The sequence below is a fragment of the Streptomyces sp. TRM68367 genome, assembly GCF_014495685.1.
GTDB lineage: Bacteria > Actinomycetota > Actinomycetes > Streptomycetales > Streptomycetaceae > Streptomyces.
In genome coordinates, this window is the sequence record NZ_JACTVI010000089.1 from 14902 (window position 1) to 35751 (window position 20850).

General features: G+C 68.2%; 16 protein-coding genes, 1 rRNA gene and 1 pseudogene. 12 read left to right on the forward strand and 6 right to left on the reverse strand.

All coding sequences use genetic code 11. The features are described 5' to 3' along the window. Positions 1-135: 135 nt before the first annotated feature. Positions 136-792 carry a hypothetical protein gene (locus tag H8R17_RS35840; RefSeq protein WP_187827390.1) on the reverse strand — a complete coding sequence of 219 codons (657 nt, stop codon included), beginning with the start codon at positions 790-792 and terminating at the stop codon, positions 136-138. Between the two features lie 99 nt (positions 793-891). Between H8R17_RS35840 and H8R17_RS35845 the strand changes: the two genes are divergently transcribed. Next, positions 892-1320 carry a hypothetical protein gene (locus H8R17_RS35845; RefSeq protein WP_187827391.1) on the forward strand — a complete coding sequence of 143 codons (429 nt, stop codon included), beginning with the start codon at positions 892-894 and terminating at the stop codon, positions 1318-1320. Between the two features lie 272 nt (positions 1321-1592). Here the strand turns inward: H8R17_RS35845 and H8R17_RS35850 are convergent, their stop codons facing one another. The 3 genes from H8R17_RS35850 to eccCa all read right to left on the reverse strand — a co-directional run bounded on the left by H8R17_RS35850 (position 1593) and on the right by eccCa (position 6487). After that, the gene (locus tag H8R17_RS35850) at positions 1593-1910 is read right to left on the reverse strand and encodes a DUF397 domain-containing protein (RefSeq protein WP_187827392.1); all 318 of its coding nucleotides are present in this window, start codon (positions 1908-1910) and stop codon (positions 1593-1595) included. 85 nt (positions 1911-1995) lie between these two features. After that, positions 1996-2388 carry a hypothetical protein gene (locus H8R17_RS35855; protein WP_187827393.1) on the reverse strand — a complete coding sequence of 131 codons (393 nt, stop codon included), beginning with the start codon at positions 2386-2388 and terminating at the stop codon, positions 1996-1998. A gap of 154 nt (positions 2389-2542) precedes the next feature. After that, on the reverse strand, positions 2543-6487 hold the full coding sequence (gene eccCa / locus H8R17_RS35860) for a type VII secretion protein EccCa (RefSeq protein WP_187827394.1): 3945 nt from the start codon (positions 6485-6487) through the stop codon (positions 2543-2545). A 270-nt stretch (positions 6488-6757) separates the two neighbouring features. Here eccCa and eccD point away from each other — a divergent pair, with 270 nt between their 5' ends. The 6 genes from eccD (at position 6758) to H8R17_RS35890 (ending at position 13898) form a co-directional block, all read left to right on the forward strand. Continuing rightward, complete coding sequence (eccD, locus tag H8R17_RS35865) at positions 6758-8215, forward strand: type VII secretion integral membrane protein EccD (protein ID WP_187827395.1); 1458 nt, start codon at positions 6758-6760, stop codon at positions 8213-8215. Positions 8216-8423: 208 nt separating this feature from the next. Next, positions 8424-8711, forward strand: coding sequence for a 30S ribosomal protein S15 (rpsO, locus tag H8R17_RS35870; protein ID WP_187827396.1), 288 nt, complete (start codon positions 8424-8426; stop codon positions 8709-8711). Between the two features lie 309 nt (positions 8712-9020). Then, the gene (locus H8R17_RS35875; protein WP_187827404.1) at positions 9021-11267 is read left to right on the forward strand and encodes a polyribonucleotide nucleotidyltransferase; all 2247 of its coding nucleotides are present in this window, start codon (positions 9021-9023) and stop codon (positions 11265-11267) included. After that, positions 11264-12643, forward strand: coding sequence for a pitrilysin family protein (locus H8R17_RS35880; protein WP_187827397.1), 1380 nt, complete (start codon positions 11264-11266; stop codon positions 12641-12643). Before H8R17_RS35875 ends, H8R17_RS35880 begins: the two co-directional genes overlap by 4 nt. 25 nt (positions 12644-12668) lie before the next feature. Next, positions 12669-13421 carry a 4-hydroxy-tetrahydrodipicolinate reductase gene (gene dapB, locus H8R17_RS35885; protein WP_187827398.1) on the forward strand — a complete coding sequence of 251 codons (753 nt, stop codon included), beginning with the start codon at positions 12669-12671 and terminating at the stop codon, positions 13419-13421. Positions 13422-13433: 12 nt separating this feature from the next. Further along, positions 13434-13898 (forward strand): hypothetical protein, encoded by a 465-nt coding sequence (locus H8R17_RS35890; RefSeq protein ID WP_187827399.1) that lies wholly within the window; start codon positions 13434-13436, stop codon positions 13896-13898. A gap of 156 nt (positions 13899-14054) precedes the next feature. Here H8R17_RS35890 and H8R17_RS35895 read toward each other — a convergent pair whose 3' ends face one another. Then, positions 14055-14612, reverse strand: coding sequence for a hypothetical protein (locus H8R17_RS35895; RefSeq protein WP_187827400.1), 558 nt, complete (start codon positions 14610-14612; stop codon positions 14055-14057). A gap of 113 nt (positions 14613-14725) precedes the next feature. After that, the gene (locus H8R17_RS35900; protein WP_187827401.1) at positions 14726-14965 is read right to left on the reverse strand and encodes a hypothetical protein; all 240 of its coding nucleotides are present in this window, start codon (positions 14963-14965) and stop codon (positions 14726-14728) included. 308 nt (positions 14966-15273) lie between these two features. Here H8R17_RS35900 and H8R17_RS35905 point away from each other — a divergent pair, with 308 nt between their 5' ends. The 5 genes and pseudogenes from H8R17_RS35905 (at position 15274) to H8R17_RS35925 (ending at position 20748) form a co-directional block, all read left to right on the forward strand. Next, complete coding sequence (locus H8R17_RS35905) at positions 15274-15516, forward strand: hypothetical protein (RefSeq protein WP_262505760.1); 243 nt, start codon at positions 15274-15276, stop codon at positions 15514-15516. A gap of 59 nt (positions 15517-15575) precedes the next feature. Beyond that, positions 15576-15758, forward strand: a pseudogene (locus H8R17_RS35910) (thymidylate synthase (FAD)); the annotation flags it as partial. A gap of 210 nt (positions 15759-15968) precedes the next feature. After that, positions 15969-16868: a 4-hydroxy-tetrahydrodipicolinate synthase gene (gene dapA / locus H8R17_RS35915; RefSeq protein WP_187827402.1), complete on the forward strand. Its 900-nt coding sequence runs from the start codon at positions 15969-15971 to the stop codon at positions 16866-16868. 149 nt (positions 16869-17017) lie between these two features. After that, complete coding sequence (locus H8R17_RS35920) at positions 17018-18703, forward strand: ribonuclease J (protein WP_187827403.1); 1686 nt, start codon at positions 17018-17020, stop codon at positions 18701-18703. Between the two features lie 519 nt (positions 18704-19222). After that, a 16S ribosomal RNA gene (locus H8R17_RS35925) occupies positions 19223-20748 on the forward strand. The last annotated feature ends 102 nt before the right edge of the window (positions 20749-20850 follow it).

Here is a 20850-nt window from a genome sequence, read left to right on the forward strand (position 1 = left end):
GCGAGGTGCGAGACCGTTCACTGCGTACGGCCCTCCGCGCGCTCGGACTCGCCGAGCCAGAGGTCCGGGACGTACTGCCACAGCGGGCGCCAGCATGAAAACGAGGCCCGCGAACCCTGCGAAACCGGACTCGCTTCAGACGAAGTAACTGACAAGGAACGACACCCCGGCTCCGACGAGACCCACGCCGATCATCCCGATCACGGCCGGCCGCGTCACTCCCCGCCTCGCCGCCTCCCACGCCGCGTCGAACGAGATACGGCTCTGGCCGAACGGGGCGAAACCGGTAGCGAGGCAGAAGACGCCGAGTCCGGTGAGGACCCAGCCGCCGAAGAAGGCGCCGAACCAGCGCCAGGCCCGGTCCATGCCGGACTGGACGTAGTCGGCGTCCGTCGCGTCATCCGCCGTCGCGGGCTCGGTCTGCTGCACGGACAACTCGGTGCCCTGCGCGTACCGTTGCCTGACCTGCACCGCGGCACTGGCGTCCGTGCTGCTGCCGTTCTCGGAGACGAAGGTGCCCTCACAGCGGACGGGCCGGCGGTTCTTTCGGCTGCTGCGCGAGGCGTTGTTCGGGTAACTCACCTCGCACTGCTGCACCGTCAGGGTGCCGTGCGTGCCCGCCCAACCCGCCGCGTAAGCACCCTCGTGCGCGCCGAATCCGCTCAGCGCGAGCCCGGCGAGCAGAAAGACCAGGCCGCCGGCCCGCCCGAGGCGCCCGAAGGCCCTGCCGACGAGCCCGGCGAGAGAACGGTCCTCTCCGGTGCCGCTTCCTGTGCCTTGCGTCCGAGCCATGACGATGCGGTCCTTCTCTTCCTCGGCCAGTGGGGGCCCAGCATGGCACCCGTGTGTGACGGGAGATACTTCAGGTGTCGAGATGCGAGGAGAAGTGACATGACCAGGCAACCCGAGAACTCATCCAGCCCGCACGGTTCTTCGCCGGAACGCGGTGTGCTCGACGAGGCCCTCGAACCGGAGCAGAGACGTTCTCTGAACTCCGCCCTGCGCAAGCTGTCCGAGACCGAAGGCGCCGGCAAGGACATGCAGGAGGCGGCCAAGAGGCTGCTCTCCGGCCGCCTCGCCCTGCGCGACGCCCTGGACGACCCCGCGGTGTCACGCGCCCTGAACGGCGGCATGGCCTCCCTGCGCGGTCAGTGGGAGTCGTTGTCGGAGGAAGAGCGCGATCAGATCAGGCACGGCGAGGCGCCTGCGAGCGGTGGCCCCTCCTCCGGACCGTCCGAGCAGAGGCGCTCGGAGGGCGAGGGCTCGCAGTCCGGGAAGAAGAGCCAGGGGCGGCACAGCGGCGGTTTCTCGCTGTACTGAGCGGTCCCTGAGCAATCAGCTCAGTCAGCTTGTGACCGGCCGCCGCCCGCGGTTGCGGGGCGAGCTGAAGGCCGCCGCATTACTTCGTCGGAAGTGGCTCTCCGGATCCGCGACGTTGACACAGCCGCCGATGTCCGAGCCGGTCGGGGTCCCGTCCTCCGCCATCGCGGACCCATTCACGTACGACCCCGGTCCTGGGCACCCGACCCACCCCCGGGTGCCGGGCGACGGCCCTCACTGCAAACGCCGGAAACACGACCCCCGAAGACGACCTACTCGGCCGCCACCCCACCGTCGTGCGGCGCAGGCCCCAGGTCGAACTCCCCGTCCCGCGCCCCGAGTACGAACGCCCGCCACTCCGCCTCGGTGTACCGCAGCACGGTGCCGGGATCGAGGGAGGACCGCATGGCCACCGCGCCCTCGGGCAGGTACGCGATCTCGACCCGCTCCTCATGCGTCTCGGTACCGGGCGCGCAGTGCCAGTCGACGTCCGAGATGTCGAGCGAGTAGAGCTCGTCCCGCTCCCGTTCCTTACGCGCCTTGATGTCCTCGACCTGGGTCCCGACCTCGTTGTCCCGTGCCTCGGTCATGCTGCTGGGCCTCTTCCTGACGTGCGAACGAAGTGTGTCCCAGCCTACTTGCGCGGGGAGCCGTCCCGTTGCGGATCGTCGCGGATCAGGGGTGCTGCGGAGTCCGTACCGTGCCCATCGCGACGCCGGACGGCAGCTCCACCTGACCGTCGTACTGGGCCGTCGTCTCCCGCCAGATGGCTTCCTCGTCGGCCTCGTTCTGCTCGTGCGCCACGCCCATCTTGGTGAAGGCCATCCCCATCCCCGCGAGCCTCTCCGCCAGGCTGCCCATCGACTGGTACATGCCGTCGCGCAGGCCCTCGTAGACGACTCCGAACTTCTCGCCGATGTCGTCGTCACCCCACGGCGGCGTGGCACCGTTGCCGCCCTCCAGCGCGCTCAGGCCTGCTTGCAGGCGCTGTGCGGCCTTACCGAAGTCCAGGCCGACCGTGAACATGTTGAAGCCCTCGGTCTTGAGGACCTCAGGGTCGGAGTTCATGAAGTCCGCCGACACAACTGCCCCCCGTGGCTCGCCTTTTCCGTCGCGACGCCACTTTAGCGGTGGCACCCGTACGCGACCCACCCCGCACAGGCGACAACGGAGAGGGGCGGCACCCACGTGGGTGCCGCCCCTGTCCCGCTCGGACCGACGATCAGAACCGCGCCGGAAGCCACCCGGTCTGAATCAGCTGTCCCCCACGCCGCCGCGTGTGGAAGTACCCACGCCCGGCCGGAAGCTGCGACGCCGTGATGTTGCCCAGCAGCGCCCCCTCCGACCGGTCGCCGGAGAGCACGATGCCCTGGGCACCGAGCTCGCGTAGGCGCTGCATCACCGGCTCGTACAGCGACCGGCTGGCACCGCCCGAGGCCCGCGCGATGATGACGCGCAGGCCGACGTCACGGGCGAAGGGCAGGTACTCGAGGAGCGGGGACAGCGGGTTCATGCCCGTCGCCACGAGGTCGTAGTCGTCGATGATGACGAACGCGTCCGGGCTGCTGTACCAGCTGCGGTTGCGCAGCTGCTCGGGTGTGACGTCCGGACCCGGCATACGGCGGCTGAGCGAACCGGCCAGGCCTTCCAGCGTCTCCGACAGCGCGGGCGCCGACGCGCAGTACCGCGACAGGTGCGTCTCCGGCACGCCCTGCAGGTGGGCACGCCGGTAGTCACCCATGACGATCTTCGCCTGCTCCGGCGTGTAGCGCTCGGTGATCTGCTTGATGAGCAACCGCAGCATCGCGGACTTACCGGACTCGCTCTCACCGAACACGATGAAGTGCGGGTCCGTCTCGAAGTCGACGAAGACCGGCGAGAGCGACGACTCGTCGATACCGATGGCGACACCGCGGTCCGGGTGCTCGAAGCCCTTGGGCAGCCGGTCCGACGGCAGGAGCGTCGGAAGCAGCCGTACGGCCGGGGCGTGGTTTCCCTGCCAGTTGTCGTTGATGCCCCCGATGAGGATCGCCGTCGCCTCCGAGAGGTCCTCCGTCTCCGAGGAGCCGTCGACCCTGGGCAGTGCGGTCATGAAGTGCAGCTTGTCCGGGGTCAGACCGCGGCCCGGCATGGTGGCCGGCACGTTCTGCGCGACCTTGCGGTCGATCTCCGACTCGGTCGGGTCACCGAGCCGCAGCTCGACGCGGTTCTGCAGCATGTCCTTGAGCGCGGGGCGTACTTCGGTGTAGCGGCTCGCGGTCAGGATCACGTGCACACCGAAGCCGAGGCCGCGCGTCGCGATCTCGGTGACGGTGGACTCGAGCATCTCGTAGTCCGTCTTGAAGGTGGCCCAGCCGTCGATGACGAGGAAGACGTCACCCCAGGGCTGGTCGGGCAGATGCCCCGCGGCCCTGCGCTGCCGGTAGGTCTGGATCGAGTCGACGTTGTTGGCGCGGAAGTACTCCTCCCGCGCGTTGAGGATGCCCTCCACCTCGCTGACCGTGCGACGCACCTTCTCGGCGTCGAGACGGTTGGCGATCCCGCCGACGTGTGCGAGGTCCTCCATCGCGATCAGACTGCCACCGCCGAAGTCAAGGCAGTAGAACTGCACTTCGCTGGGCGTGTGGGTGAGGGCGAACGACGAGATGAGCGAGCGCAGCAGAGTCGACTTGCCGGACTGCGGACCACCGACGAACAGACCGTGGCCCGCACCACCCGAGAAGTCCCGGTACAGCACGTCGCGCCGCTGCTCGAACGGCTTGTCCACCAGACCGACCGGCACGTTGAGCCGGCCGAGCGCCGTGTAGTCGGGCGCGGTGAGGCCACGCTCCGGGGTGACGGCGAGCTGGGGGAGGAGCTGCTCCAGCGAGGGTGCCTCGTCGAGCGGGGGCAGCCACACTTGGTGGGCGGGCGGGCCCTGGTTGACCATCCGGCCGACGAGGACGTCCAGCACGGTGTCGGCGAGCGCGTCGTCCACCCTGTTGTCGGGCTCCGGCTCCTCGATCACCGGCTGCGGGGGCAGCGCCACGTGCTCCGCCGTGAACAGCGCGGGCCGCAGCTGGGTCGAGCGGTGCATCCGGGACGGGCCCTCGCCGTGGTACGGCCCTGACACGTACGCCGCCTTGAAGCGGACCATGGTGTCGGTGTCGTACCGCAGATAGCCGGAGCCGGGGATCGACGGCAGGTGGTAGGCGTCCGGGACACCGATCGCCGTACGGGACTCGGCGGCGGAGAAGGTCCGCAGACCGATCCGGTACGACAGATAGGTGTCCAGGCCCCTCAGCTTGCCCTCCTCCAGGCGCTGCGAGGCCAGCAGCAGGTGGATACCCAGCGAACGGCCGATGCGGCCGATCTGGATGAACATGTCGATGAAGTCAGGCTTGGCGGTGAGGAGTTCGGAGAACTCGTCGAGCACGATCACCAGCGAGGCCATCGGCTCCAGCGCGGCGCCCGCGGCCCGGGCCTTCTCGTAGTCGTGCAGGTTGGCGTAGTTGCCGGCCGAGCGCAGCAGCTCCTGCCGGCGCTGTGTCTCACCCATGATCGAGTCACGCATGCGGTCGACGAGGGTGAGGTCGTCCGCGAGGTTGGTGATCACGGCCGCGGTGTGCGGCATGTCCGCCATACCGGCGAAGGTCGCACCGCCCTTGAAGTCCGCGAGGATGAAGTTCAGCGTCTCCGAGGAGTGCGTCACCGCGAGACCGAGCACCAGCGTACGAAGTACCTCGGACTTGCCGGAGCCGGTCGCGCCGACGCACAGGCCGTGCGGGCCCATGCCTTCCTGTGAGGCCTCCTTGAGGTCCAGCATGACCGGCTCGCCGTTCTCGCCGACTCCGATCGGCACCCGCAGTCGCTCGTGCAGCGTGCGCGGCCGCCAGGTGCGGGAGACGTCCACGGCCCCCGCGTCGCCGATGCCCATGAGGTCCGTGAAGTCCAGGTTGGACAGGAGGGGTTCGCCCTCCTCCGCGGAGCCCACCCGGAAGGGGGCGAGCTGCCGCGCCAGGGACTCGGCCTGCGCCGGGTTCAGCACGTCCGGCTTGCCGGTGTACGCGGAGTCGTGGCCGACGAACAGCCGCATACGGTCCTGCTTCGCGTAGATCGTCAGACCGGCGCGCAGCTCCTCCTCCAGTTCGCCGGGGGCGATCTCGAGGAAGGTGACGCCCTGGAGCCCTTCGGAACTGGCGAGTTCGGAGTCCGGCGGCACGGTGCCGCCGTCGAGCACCACGATCAGGTGCGGCTGGTCGTAGACGGGGTTGGCCTCACGGTTCCAGCGGGGCCTGTCGTCAAGCTGGTCCGCCAGCGCCTCCTCCAGCTCGCAGAGGTCGTCGAACAGGAGCCGGGTCGCGCCCGCTCCGTCCTTGGCCTTCGGGTGCTGGCTGTGCGGCAGCCACTTGATCCAGTCCCAGTCCGCCGCCGCGGAGGGGTGCGCCACCACGGCGATCATCAGGTCCTCGGGCGAGTGCAGCGTCGCCAGCTGGGACAGGGACGCACGGGCGTTGCCGTAGACCGTGTCGGTGTCTCCGCACACCGTCACGTGGTAGAAGGCGCGCAACGAGACGGAGACGGGCAGGTCGGACAGACTGCCGTGCGCGTCGAGGAACGCCTTCATGGCCGCGGCGGTCAGCGGCTCCAGCTCTTCCTTGGGGGCCGTCTCCGGCGCGACGAGCGGAGTGTTCAGCTGCTGGACGCCACAGCCGATCCGTACGGACGCGAAGTCCGCGTCGGTCGGGCGCCGTTCCCACAGACGCTTGCCGTCCGCCGCGACCGCCCACAGCTGCTCCGGGTCCGGATGCTGGAAGAGCTGGCTCTGCCGCTGCAGTTCAGCGGTCTTGTGCACGTCCTTGCGGACCTGCTCGAGATAGCGGAAGTAGTCACGCCGGTCCTGGGCCATCCCCGCGCCGCCGCCCTGCCGCGCCTTGGCGAACTGGGCGATGGCCATGGCGAGGGTCGAGGCCAGCATCAGCCCGCCGACCACCCTCATGTAGGCGGGCAGTTGGGGCATGAAGAAGAAGCCGACGGAACCCAGCATGCCCATCATGGGCAGCAGGTTCATCAGCATGCTCTCGTCGCCCTCGCGCGGAATCTCGGGCGGCGTCTCGAGTTTGACCTCGCCGTCCGGGACGACCGGGGGCACTATCCGCGGTGGTCGTTTGATGATGACGACGCTCACCGATGCACTCATCCTTCGCGATTGATACGTCCTGGTACCGACGCCCCCGTGTACCGCGACGTGTTCCCGTCCGCGTAGGCGTCGTCCGCGTAGGTGTCGATCCTACTGATGCGCCCAGTGCCCAGGAGAGCCAGGAGGATGGAGATGCCGAGGGGGTACGGGGAGGATTGAGGGAGGCAGGCCCTGCGCCTTGCGCGGCAACGGATAGGGTGGCGCTTCGCGTCGTACGAGCGGCGTGAAGCAGCCTTGTCTAGCAGGGGGAAACACCAGGTGAGCACGGGGACTTCGACAGGTTTCTGCCGAATCACCATCGCAGCGCCGGACAGCCGTGTCGATGTCGCGCTGCCGGAGGACCTGCCGATTCAGGACCTCTTTCCTGAGATCATCAGACTCTCGGGCCTGGTCCAGTCGGACACCAGCCCCGCCGGCTACCACCTCGTGAGCCGTGAGGGCCAAGTCCTCGACGCGAGCCGTTCGTTGCTCGAGCACCGGGTCAGGGACGGCGAGGTGCTGCTGCTGCGAACCTTCGCCGACTCCCTGCCACCGGCCGTTCACGACGACGTGGTGGACGCGATCGCCGCCGCGGTCAAGCAGGACATCCGCAGCTGGAACGACAACCTGATGCGGGTGGCCGGTCTCGTCTCCGGTGCGCTGCTGCTGATCATGCTCGGCTTCGTCTTCTGGTTCGCGGATCCGATCCGGCACGACATGCACGGCCTCCAGGGCATCCTCGCCGGAGTGACCGCACTCGCCCTGACGGCACTCGCCGGCGTGCGGGCCCGGGTGTACGAGGACCGTGGCTCCGCCGTCGCGCTCGGTGTCTCGGCCCTGCCGCACGCGCTCATCGCCGGCTCGGGCGTCATCGCCCAGGACGCGGGTGAAGGGCCCGGGAAACTCCAGTTCCTCGTCGGCTGCGTCGCCGTACTGCTGTTCTCCGTAGTGCTGATCATGCTGCTGCCTCAGGGAGACGCCCCGTTCGTGGCAGCAGCGCTGGCCGCCGCGATCGGCACGCTCGCCGTGTTCTGCGGTGTGCTCACCGAGGCGGAGCCGCGGGAGATCGCCGCCGGCACCTCGGTCGTCGCACTGGCGGTCGTCGGCTTCCTGCCCGGCTGGTCGGCCCGCTTCGCCAAGCTGCCGATCGGCTTCCGGAACCCGGAGGACCTGGCCAGGGCCCGTCGCGAGGGCCGCGAGGGCGACCTCGAGGCCGTCGATGTCCAGCGCATCGTCGCCCAGACCAGCCGGGGCCACGAGCTGCTGTTCGGACTGGTCGGCGGCTGCGCTGCCGTCATCATCGGCGCGGGTGGCGCGGTGCTCGGCTTCAGCGACAGCGGCTGGGCCCAGCTGCTGGCCCTGTGCACCGGCCTCGCCGCGATGCTGCGGGCGCGCCTGTTCCGCTACACCGCCCAGGTCACCTCCCTGTTCGTGGCCGGTGTCGTCACGCTCGGACTGCTGGTCCTCGGCCTCGCGATCTCGCCCCCGGCCGACCTCATCAGGGAACTGCTCCAGGGCAACTCCGGTCCGATCGACCTGCGGACCCTGTGGCTCGGCGCCTCGGTGGCGGCCGGCGTGCTGCTCCTGATCGCGATCGCCCTGATCGTGCCGCAGAAGGGCCTCTCTCCCTTCTGGGGCCGCATGCTGGACCTCGCGGACTCGCTGGTGCTGCTGTCCCTGGTCCCCGTCTGCCTGGCCGTCCTCGACGTGTACGGCAAGGTCCGCGGCGGCATCTGAGGTCCGCCCGCCGGACCTCGGGGCACGGCGGAAATCCGGCCACTTCCGGGCTGGTACCCTGAGTGACGGCCGTTTGTGTACGCACCCCCGGAGCTCATCGCTCTGGAGGCCGCGCCCAGCGGATCCCCGCCTTCCGAGTCACGGAAGCTCCCCCGCGAAGCAGACCGGGGGCACTCGGTGGCCAGTCACAGACCAATGAGGAGTACGCGTGTCGCTCGACGCCGCCACGAAGAAGCAGATCATGGCCGAGTTCGGTACCAAGGAGGGTGACACCGGCTCCCCCGAGGTCCAGGTCGCTCTGCTGTCCCGTCGGATCTCCGACCTGACCGAGCACCTCAAGACCCACAAGCACGACCACCACTCCCGCCGCGGCCTGCTGATCCTCGTCGGTCAGCGGCGCCGCCTGCTGCAGTACCTCGCCAAGAAGGACATCGCGCGCTTCCGTACGCTGGTCGACCGCCTCGGCATCCGCCGCGGTGCGGCGGGCGCCAAGTAAGACGCCGTGAAGGGAGCGGTTCCCAAGGGTAGGGGACCGCTCCCTTTGCTGTACGTGCGGAAACGTGCGGAGTGTCACTGCCGCTTTGTACTGTGGTAGCACAACGCAATCGACGAACCGCAATCAACGAACGAGGAGAAGCGCACCTCGCCGCCGCCGGTCCTCGGTAGTGGCCCCCGGGGGGATGCGAGCCCCCGGGTGCTTCGATCGAAGACCGGCCCGCACCAGACGGAGCGCTTCTCCACCACCGTCCCCCTGCCACACGGGCGGGACCAGGGACGAAAGACGATAAGTATGGAGAAGACGCTAGTGGAGAACGAGACCCACTACGCCGAAGCCGTCATCGACAACGGTTCCTTCGGCACCCGCACCATCCGCTTCGAGACGGGCCGCCTGGCCAAGCAGGCCGCCGGCTCCGCCGTGGCGTACCTGGACGACGACACCATGGTGCTGTCGGCCACCACCGCCTCCAAGAACCCCAAGGACCAGCTCGACTTCTTCCCGCTCACGGTCGACGTCGAGGAGCGGATGTACGCCGCCGGCAAGATCCCCGGCAGCTTCTTCCGCCGTGAGGGCCGGCCCAGCGAGGACGCGATCCTCACCTGCCGCCTGATCGACCGCCCGCTGCGCCCGTCCTTCAAGAAGGGCCTGCGCAACGAGATCCAGGTCGTCGAGACGATCATGGCGCTCAACCCCGACCACCTGTACGACGTCGTCGCGATCAACGCGGCCTCCGCGTCCACGCAGCTGGCCGGTCTGCCCTTCTCCGGCCCGATCGGTGGCACCCGTGTCGCGCTGATCCGCGGCCAGTGGGTGGCCTTCCCGACGCACACCGAGCTCGAGGACGCCGTCTTCGACATGGTCGTCGCGGGCCGTGTCCTGGAGGACGGCGACGTCGCGATCATGATGGTCGAGGCCGAGGCCACCGAGAAGACCATCAAGCTGGTCGAGGGCGGCGCCGAGGCGCCCACCGAGGAGATCGTCGCCGCCGGTCTGGACGCCGCGAAGCCCTTCATCAAGGTGCTGTGCAAGGCCCAGTCGGACCTCGCCGCCAAGGCCGCCAAGCCGGTCGCTGAGTTCCCGATCTTCCTGGACTACCAGGACGACGTGCTGGAGGCGCTGACCGCCGCCGTCAAGCCGGAACTCGCCGAGGCGCTCACCATCGCCGGCAAACAGGAGCGCGAGGCCGAGCTGGACCGCGTCAAGGCGCTCGCCGCCGAGAAGCTCCTGCCCGACTTCGAGGGCCGCGAGAAGGAGATCTCCGCCGCGTACCGCTCGCTTACCAAGACCCTGGTCCGCGAGCGCGTCATCAAGGAGAAGAAGCGCATCGACGGCCGCGGTGTCACCGACATCCGCACGCTGGCCGCCGAGGTCGAGGCCATCCCGCGGGTCCACGGCTCGGCCCTGTTCGAGCGCGGCGAGACCCAGATCCTGGGCGTCACCACGCTGAACATGCTGCGCATGGAGCAGCAGCTGGACACCCTCTCCCCGGTGACCCGCAAGCGCTACATGCACAACTACAACTTCCCGCCGTACTCCACCGGCGAGACCGGCCGCGTCGGCTCCCCGAAGCGCCGCGAGATCGGCCATGGCGCCCTCGCCGAGCGCGCCCTCGTGCCGGTGCTGCCGACGCGCGAGGAGTTCCCGTACGCGATCCGCCAGGTCTCCGAGGCCCTCGGCTCCAACGGCTCGACCTCGATGGGTTCGGTCTGCGCATCCACCATGTCGCTGCTGAACGCCGGTGTGCCGCTGAAGGCCCCGGTCGCCGGTATCGCCATGGGCCTGATCTCCCAGGAGATCGACGGCGAGACGCACTACGTCACCCTCACCGACATCCTCGGTGCAGAGGACGCCTTCGGCGACATGGACTTCAAGGTCGCCGGCACGAAGGAGTTCGTGACCGCCCTCCAGCTCGACACCAAGCTGGACGGCATCCCGGCCTCCGTGCTGGCCGCCGCCCTGAAGCAGGCCCGTGACGCCCGCCTCCACATCCTCGACGTGATGATGGAAGCGATCGACACGCCCGACGAGATGTCCCCGAACGCGCCGCGGATCATCACCGTGAAGATCCCGGTCGACAAGATCGGCGAGGTCATCGGCCCCAAGGGCAAGATGATCAACCAGATCCAGGAGGACACGGGCGCCGAGATCACCATCGAGGACGACGGCACGATCTACATCGGCGCCTCCGACGGCCCCGCCGCGGAGGCCGCCCGTACGGCGATCAACTCGATCGCCAACCCGACCATGCCGGAGGTCGGCGAGCGCTACCTCGGCACGGTCGTGAAGACGACCACCTTCGGTGCGTTCGTCTCCCTGCTGCCCGGCAAGGACGGCCTGCTGCACATCTCGCAGATCCGCAAGCTGGCCGGCGGCAAGCGCGTGGAGAACGTCGAGGACGTGCTCGGCGTGGGCCAGAAGGTCCAGGTCGAGATCGCCGAGATCGACTCCCGCGGCAAGCTCTCGCTCGTCCCCGTGATCGAGGGCGAGGCCGAGGCCAACAGCGGCTCCGCCGCGGGCTCCTCCGACGAGAAGAAGGACGACGCCGACAAGTGACGTCCCCAGGCTCGAAGGTGACGGCCCGCCCCTCCTCGGAGGCGCGGGCCGTCGCCCGTACCCAAACCCTCATCAAAGGCACCAACGGCATCGGCACCGTCCGCAAGACCACCCTCCCCGGTGGCCTGCGCATCGTCACCGAGACCCTGCCCTCGGTCCGCTCGGCGACCTTCGGCATCTGGGCGCATGTCGGCTCCCGCGACGAGACGCCCGCGCTCAACGGCGCCACCCACTACCTGGAGCACCTCCTCTTCAAGGGCACGACCCGCCGGTCCGCCCTGGACATCTCCGCCGCCATCGACGCCGTCGGCGGCGAGATGAACGCGTTCACGGCCAAGGAGTACACGTGCTACTACGCGCGCGTGCTCGACGCCGACCTGCCGCTCGCCATCGACGTCGTCTGCGACATGCTCACCGACTCGCTGATCCTCGAAGAGGACGTCGACGTCGAGCGCGGCGCCATCCTCGAAGAGATCGCGATGACCGAGGACGACCCGGGCGACTGCGTGCACGACCTGTTCGCGCACACCATGTTCGGCAACAACCCCCTCGGCCGCCCCGTCCTCGGCACCGTCGACACGGTCAACGCCCTGACCGCCGACCGCATCCGCCGCTTCTACAAGAAGCACTACGACCCGACCCACCTCGTGGTCGCCTGCGCAGGCAACATCGACCACAACCAGGTCGTACGACAGGTCCGTGCCGCCTTCGAGAAGGCGGGCGCCCTGAAGGGCCCGGACGCCGCGCCCGTCGCCCCGCGCGACGGCCGCCGCGCCCTCCGCACCGCCGGCCGCGTCGAGCTGATCGACCGCAGGACCGAGCAGGCGCACATCGTCCTCGGCATGCCGGGCCTGTCCCGCACCGACGAGCGCCGCTGGGCCCTTGGCGTCCTCAACACGGCGCTCGGCGGCGGCATGTCGTCCAGGCTCTTCCAGGAGGTCCGCGAGAAGCGCGGCCTGGCCTACAGCGTGTACTCGTACACCTCCGGCTTCGCCGACTGCGGCCTGTTCGGCGTGTACGCGGGCTGCCGCCCGAGCCAGGTGCACGACGTCCTGAAGATCTGCCGCGACGAACTGGACCACGTCGCCGAGCACGGCCTGCCCGACGACGAGATCGACCGGGCCATCGGGCAGCTCAAGGGCTCCACGGTCCTCGGCCTCGAGGACACGGGCGCGCTGATGAACCGTATCGGCAAGAGCGAGCTGTGCTGGGGCGAGCAGATGTCGGTCGACGACATGCTGGCCCGGATAGCCTCGGTCACCCCGGACGACGTCCGCTCGATCGCCCGCGACATCCTGGGACGACGGCCCTCGCTGTCGGTCATCGGCCCACTGAAGGACAAGCAGGCGGCCCGGCTGCACGACGCCGTCGCCTAACCCCTCCGGTAAGGAAGCACAAGAGATGAGCAAGCTGCGCGTGGCGGTCCTCGGCGCCAGGGGCCGGATCGGCTCGGAAGCCGTACGAGCCGTCGAAGCGGCCGAGGACCTGGAGCTGGTCGCGGCCCTCGGCCGGGGCGACAAGCTGGAGACGCTGGCGGATACCGGCGCCCAGGTGGCCGTCGAGCTGACCACCCCGGCCTCGGTCATGGGCAACCTCGACTTCTGCGTCCGCCACGGCATCCACGCCGTCGTGGGGACGACGGGCTGGACCGACGAACGCCTCGCGCAGCTGGGCGGCTGGCTCGCCCAGTCACCGGAGACAGGCGTGCTCATCGCGCCCAACTTCTCCATCGGGGCCGTGCTCACCATGAAGTTCGCGCAGATCGCCGCCCCGTACTTCGAGTCCGTCGAGGTCGTCGAGCTGCACCACCCGAACAAGGTGGACGCGCCCAGCGGCACCGCCACCCGCACCGCCCAGCTCATCGCCGAGGCCCGCGCCAAGGCGGGCAGCGCGCCCGCCCCGGACGCGACGGTCACGGCCCTGGACGGCGCGCGGGGAGCCAGTGTCGACGGGATCCCGGTCCACGCGGTCCGCCTGCGCGGGCTGCTGGCCCACCAGGAGGTCCTGCTCGGCGGCGAGGGCGAGACGCTGACCGTGCGGCACGACTCGCTCCACCACAGCAGCTTCATGCCGGGCATCCTGCTCGGCGTGCGGCGGGTGGTGACCACTCCGGGCCTGACCTTCGGCCTGGAACACTTCCTGGACCTGAGCTGAGCCCTGACAGTCATGCGCGCGAAGATCACCTACACCATCACGGCCGCCGTCCTGGTCGTCTACTTCGTCCTGGTCGGCAGCCGCGGCGTCCTGCTCATCGAGACCGGCACGCCGCTGACGGTCACCTTCGGCGTCGCGGTGCTGATCCTTCCGGGCATCGGGCTGTGGTTCCTGTGGAAGAACACCCAGTTCGTCCGCAGGGCCAACGCCCTCGCCGCCGAACTCGACGCCGAGGGCGGCCTGCCCGTCGACGAGCTGAGGCGCACGCCAAGCGGCCGGATCGACCGCGACTCGGCGGACGAGGTCTTCGCCAAGCGCAAGTCCGAGACGGAGGCGGCCCCCGACGACTGGCGCACCTGGTTCCGCCTGGCCATCGCCTACCACGACGCCCGCGACACCCCTCGCGCCCGCAAGGCGATGCAGCGGGCCATCACCCTGCACGACACCAAGGCCCCCGGCACCACGGCCGAGGCCTGATCCGGGGCCGGGCAACGGCGTACACCGAACCGAGGGCCCGCATCGAGGCCGTCGAAAGGGGCCGGTCCGCACCTGCTACGGACCGGCCCCTTCGGGTTACATGCTGCCGTCGGATCAACCCGTCCCACCGCCGGGACGGAGCGTCTGACCGTCGGATCAACCCCTCCCGTTCTCCGCGGCCCACCCCTCGACCGTGTCCGCCGCTCGGTCGAAGGCCTCCGGCCGGGCCAGGAAATCGGCGTTGTGCGTGGTCAGCAGCGGCGGCAGGTCGTCCGCGGCCCGGTCCAGCCGTACGAGGACCAGCGCCTGACCCTGCACCGCGCGCGGCAGCCCGAGCCAGCGCACCGGCTGCTGCACCGTCCGCACGGCGCCCACGTGCTCCCAACGCACCGTACGCGTGCGGAAGAAGCCCACCTGTCGCAGCCCGCGCAGACTCACCCAGACCCCCATGCGCAGCAGCCGCAGCGCCACCGCGATGATCACCAGCGCGATGCCGAAGACGATGCCGGCCTCGGACCCCGTGCCGGTCAGCGCGATGATGACCGCCGCGAACAGCACGTACGACGCGAGCAGCAGCCACAGCGCCGCCGCGCCCACCCGCCACGGCCCGGGCCGGTAGGGGCGCCGCCAGCGGTCGCGGTCGTCGTACGGCAGCGCGACGTCGTCGTCGGCCGCCTCGATGGCGCGGTCGGCCGTCAGGAAGGGCAGGGGCACGGCGGGTCCTCACTTGATCCAGGCATGGGCTGTGCCCGGTGAGGTTATCGACCTGTGTCCCTGGTCACCACCCTCGGGGGTCCGGATGGAGTCAGCCTCGCCCCCCGTGGCGGTCAGGGCTCGTCGGACGCCTGCGACTGCTGGGTCTGCGTGGCGGAGTGGTCGAGCGACAGCGCGGGCATCCCGAGCACCACGGAGCCCACGAGCGCGGCGACGATCGTGAGCCCCAGCAGCCAGCGCCCGGCTATCTGGCCGGCGGACGCCCGCTCACGGGGCGGGGGAGTGACATTGCTGCGGAACCTGTCGGCCTCGGCGAGGAAGGCGAAGGGGACGGAGTCGCGCCGACGGAACATCGCCTGTGCTGCCCCTCTCTGGACTGGAACGGATTGCTGTCACCTACACAGACGAACGACAGCCCCAAAAGGTGCCCGGTTTCCCCGACTTCGCAGAAGTTCGCCGGCCTATGTCAGGACCCGGCACCGAACGCCCCGTTGTCAGTGGCGGGCCGTAGAGTGGGCGCCGCCCGGGAGAAGTGGAGGGAAGGGACCCTCCAAGCCGTGACCGACACCCCCGCCGACGCCCCGGAGGACGCCGCGGACCGCAAGCCGAGCTTCCGCAGCGAGGTCGGGACCGGGACGGCAGCCCCTTCGAGCACAACTCGATGACGTTCTTCATCCGGATGGCCCAGGTCCGCCGGGGCGAGAACAACCACTATCTCGGCCTCTACGAAAGCCGTGAAGCGGCCGACTCCGCGGCCGCCGAGTTCCGCGAGCAGCACCCCAGCACCCGCCTCCGCAAGCTCGAATCCGTGCGCCGCAACCACGTGCGCTGTTACGACGAGGAAACGCTGCTCGCCCGGCGGGCCAGAATCGTCGATGTGATCCAGTCCGGAGCCAAACCCTGATCAAGATCACCACGGTTTCCGGGAAGGTGCTCCGCTGTACGGTTGATCACGCCGTGTTCACTCACGCCCGTTCGCTGATGCACTTCCTCGGCCTGCGCACCCACACGAGCTGGCCAGGGCCCCCTCCTTCCCGCAGCGGGAGATCGAGATGGTCGGCGAGAAGGAAGATGGAGGCCGAGTGGGCCCGGCTCATGCCGCTCACGTACGCCGCCTTCAACGCGAACGTGCGCGTGGCGCCGTAGCGCACCCCCGTTCTCCCGCCGGGTACAGATGTGCGGTTCAGCTTGGCGAAGTGTCCGTATTGCGGCATTTGGGGAAGTTCATCTAGCCTGATCAAACGGGTCCGGCACTGCTTGAACCCCCGAGCAGGCAGTGCCGGGCTCCACCTTTGTCACGACTTGTCGCCTGCCCCGAGGGCAGACCCCGCCCTGAGCAACGAGTAGCGTGTAACCATGGCACCGACCTCGACTCCGCAGACCCCCTTCGGGCGGGTCCTCACCGCCATGGTCACGCCCTTCACGGCGGACGGCGCACTCGATCTCGACGGCGCGCAGCGGCTCGCCACGCACCTGGTGGACGCAGGCAACGACGGCCTGATCATCAACGGCACCACCGGCGAGTCCCCCACCACCAGTGACGCGGAGAAGGCGGATCTCGTACGGGCTGTCCTGGAGTCGGTCGGCGACCGTGCCCACGTCGTCGCCGGGGTCGGCACCAACGACACGCACCACAGCATCGAGCTGGCCCGCGCTGCGGAGCGCACCGGCGCACACGGCCTCCTGGTCGTCACGCCGTACTACAACAAGCCCCCGCAGGAGGGCCTCTACCGGCACTTCACGGCCGTCGCCGACGCCACCGAGCTGCCGGTCATGCTCTACGACATCCCCGGCCGCAGCGGCGTCCCGATCAACACCGAGACTCTCGTCAGCCTCGCCGAGCACCCCAGAATCGTCGCCAACAAGGACGCCAAGGGCGACCTCGGCCGTGCCAGCTGGGCCATCGCCCGCTCCGGGCTGGCCTGGTATTCCGGCGACGACATGCTGAACCTGCCCCTGCTCTCCGTGGGCGCGGTCGGCTTCGTCTCGGTCGTCGGCCACGTGGTTACCCCGGAGCTGCGCGCCCTCATCGACGCATACGTCTCGGGAGATGTCCAGAAGGCGACCGAGATCCACCAGAAGCTGCTCCCCGTCTACACGGGCATGTTCCGCACCCAGGGCGTGATGACGACCAAGGCCGCACTCACCCTGCAGGGCCTGCCCGGCGGCCCGCTGCGCCCGCCCATGGTCGAGTGCACGCTCGAGGAGATCGAGCAGCTCAAGATCGATCTTGCCGGCGGCGGGGTACAGCTCTGACATCAGACTTCGCGAGACCCGCCTGCATGAACTTCACAACTGAACAGGCAGGCCACCGGTGCCTGCATCCACATGACAACTGCTTCTGCACGAACGTCTCACGCGCCACGTGCCCACCGGTACGTGGCGCGTGTGGTGAGGAGAGTCTTTTGAGTCATCCGCATCCCGAACTCGGCTCGCCCCTGCCGCTCCCCGAAGGCGGCCTGCGGGTCACCCCACTCGGCGGTCTCGGCGAGATCGGCCGAAACATGACGGTCTTCGAGTACGGTGGCCGCCTGATGATCGTCGACTGCGGAGTGCTCTTCCCCGAGGAGGAGCAGCCCGGAATCGACCTCATCCTGCCGGACTTCTCGTCCATCCGGGACCGTCTCGACGACATCGAGGGCATCGTCCTCACCCATGGCCACGAGGACCACATCGGAGGTGTCCCCTACCTCCTGAGGGAGAAGCCGGACATCCCCCTGATCGGCTCCAAGCTGACCCTCGCCCTGATCGAGGCGAAGCTCCAGGAACACCGCATCCGCCCATACACCCTCGAAGTGGCGGAGGGGCACCGTGAGCGCATCGGCCCCTTCGACTGCGAGTTCGTCGCGGTCAACCACTCCATTCCGGACGCCTTGGCCGTCGCCATCCGCACTCCTGCCGGCATGGTGGTCCACACGGGCGACTTCAAGATGGACCAACTGCCGCTGGACAACCGCCTCACGGACCTCCACGCGTTCGCACGGTTGAGCGAGGAAGGTATCGACCTTCTCCTCGCCGACTCGACGAATGCCGAGGTCCCGGGGTTCGTTCCGCCCGAGCGGGACATCTCCAACGTCCTGCGCCAGGTCTTCGCCGGCGCCCGCAAGCGGATCATCGTGGCCAGCTTCGCCAGCCACGTCCACCGCATCCAGCAGATCCTGGACGCGGCGTACGAGTACGGCCGCAGGGTCGCCTTCGTCGGCCGTTCCATGGTCCGCAACATGGGCATCGCACGGGACCTGGGCTATCTGAAGGTCCCCCCGGGCCTGGTGGTGGACGTCAAGACACTGGACGACCTCCCGGACAGCGAGGTGGTCCTGGTCTGCACGGGCTCCCAGGGCGAACCGATGGCGGCGCTGTCCAGGATGGCGAACCGGGACCACCAGATCCGGATCGTCGAAGGGGACACGGTCATCCTGGCCTCCTCGCTGATCCCGGGGAACGAGAACGCGGTCTACCGCGTCATCAACGGCCTGACACGCTGGGGCGCCAACGTCGTCCACAAGGGCAACGCCAAGGTCCACGTCTCGGGCCACGCGTCGGCCGGCGAGCTGCTGTACTTCTACAACATCTGCCGCCCCAGGAACCTGATGCCGGTGCACGGCGAATGGCGCCACCTGCGCGCCAACGCCGAACTGGGCGCGCTCACGGGTGTGCCGCACGACCGGATCGTCATCGCCGAGGACGGCGTCGCCGTCGACCTCGTCGAGGGCAAGGCGAAGATCTCCGGCAAGGTCCAGGCGGGGTACGTCTACGTCGACGGCCTCTCGGTCGGCGATGTCGGTGAACCGGCGCTGAAGGACCGGAAGATCCTCGGCGACGAGGGCATCATCTCGGTCTTCGTCGTCATCGACTCGTCCACCGGCAAGATCACGGGCGGTCCCCATGTCCAGGCCCGTGGCTCCGGCATCGAGGACTCGGCGTTCAGCGATGTGCTCCCGAAGATCACGGAGTCACTGGAGCGCTCGGCCCAGGAGGGGATCGTGGAGCCCCACCAGCTGCAGCAGCTGGTCCGGCGGACCCTGGGCAAGTGGGTCTCGGACACGTACCGGCGCAGGCCGATGATCCTCCCTGTGGTGGTGGAGGTCTGACGGTCCGTCGGACTCTCGCCCGCGTGAACCAGGAGCGGGGCGCCTCGATTTGCATCCGGGCGCTCCGCTCCAGTACGTTTACGACCCCGCCCGCAAGGGAAGCCGGTTGCCTCGTGCGCCGGAACCAACTCCCGGAGGGGGCGGGAAATCCGACTCAGAATCTCTGATAAAGTCGGAAACACCGAAGGGAAGCGCCCGGAGGAAAGCCGCGAGAGAGTCTCTGGCGGTGAGTACAAAGGAAGCGTCCGTTCCTTGAGAACTCAACAGCGTGCCAAAAGTCAACGCCAGATATGTTGATACCCCGTCCATCGGACTTGTTCCGGTGGCGAGGTTCCTTTGAAACACACACAGCGAGGATGCTGTGAACGGTCGGGGTTATTCCTCCCGGCTGTTCCGCTCTCGTGGNTTCCGGTGGCGAGGTTCCTTTGAAACACACACAGCGAGGATGCTGTGAACGGTCGGGGTTATTCCTCCCGGCTGTTCCGCTCTCGTGGTGTTCGACCGGATTACCGGTAAACATTCACGGAGAGTTTGATCCTGGCTCAGGACGAACGCTGGCGGCGTGCTTAACACATGCAAGTCGAACGATGAACCGGTTTCGGCCGGGGATTAGTGGCGAACGGGTGAGTAACACGTGGGCAATCTGCCCTGCACTCTGGGACAAGCCCTGGAAACGGGGTCTAATACCGGATATGAGTCTCCAGGGCATCTTGGAGGCTGTAAAGCTCCGGCGGTGCAGGATGAGCCCGCGGCCTATCAGCTTGTTGGTGAGGTAATGGCTCACCAAGGCGACGACGGGTAGCCGGCCTGAGAGGGCGACCGGCCACACTGGGACTGAGACACGGCCCAGACTCCTACGGGAGGCAGCAGTGGGGAATATTGCACAATGGGCGCAAGCCTGATGCAGCGACGCCGCGTGAGGGATGACGGCCTTCGGGTTGTAAACCTCTTTCAGCAGGGAAGAAGCGCAAGTGACGGTACCTGCAGAAGAAGCGCCGGCTAACTACGTGCCAGCAGCCGCGGTAATACGTAGGGCGCGAGCGTTGTCCGGAATTATTGGGCGTAAAGAGCTCGTAGGCGGCTTGTCGCGTCGGTTGTGAAAGCCCGGGGCTTAACCCCGGGTCTGCAGTCGATACGGGCAGGCTAGAGTTCGGTAGGGGAGATCGGAATTCCTGGTGTAGCGGTGAAATGCGCAGATATCAGGAGGAACACCGGTGGCGAAGGCGGATCTCTGGGCCGATACTGACGCTGAGGAGCGAAAGCGTGGGGAGCGAACAGGATTAGATACCCTGGTAGTCCACGCCGTAAACGGTGGGCACTAGGTGTGGGCAACATTCCACGTTGTCCGTGCCGCAGCTAACGCATTAAGTGCCCCGCCTGGGGAGTACGGCCGCAAGGCTAAAACTCAAAGGAATTGACGGGGGCCCGCACAAGCGGCGGAGCATGTGGCTTAATTCGACGCAACGCGAAGAACCTTACCAAGGCTTGACATACACCGGAAACGGCCAGAGATGGTCGCCCCCTTGTGGTCGGTGTACAGGTGGTGCATGGCTGTCGTCAGCTCGTGTCGTGAGATGTTGGGTTAAGTCCCGCAACGAGCGCAACCCTTGTCCCGTGTTGCCAGCAACTCTTCGGAGGTTGGGGACTCACGGGAGACCGCCGGGGTCAACTCGGAGGAAGGTGGGGACGACGTCAAGTCATCATGCCCCTTATGTCTTGGGCTGCACACGTGCTACAATGGCCGGTACAATGAGCTGCGATACCGTGAGGTGGAGCGAATCTCAAAAAGCCGGTCTCAGTTCGGATTGGGGTCTGCAACTCGACCCCATGAAGTCGGAGTCGCTAGTAATCGCAGATCAGCAGTGCTGCGGTGAATACGTTCCCGGGCCTTGTACACACCGCCCGTCACGTCACGAAAGTCGGTAACACCCGAAGCCGGTGGCCCAACCCCTTGTGGGAGGGAGCTGTCGAAGGTGGGACTGGCGATTGGGACGAAGTCGTAACAAGGTAGCCGTACCGGAAGGTGCGGCTGGATCACCTCCTTTCTAAGGAGCACTTCTTACCAGCCTTCGGGTTGGTCAGAGGCCAGTACATCGGCGAACGTCTGATGCTGGTTGCTCATGGGTGGAACGTTGACTACTCGGCAC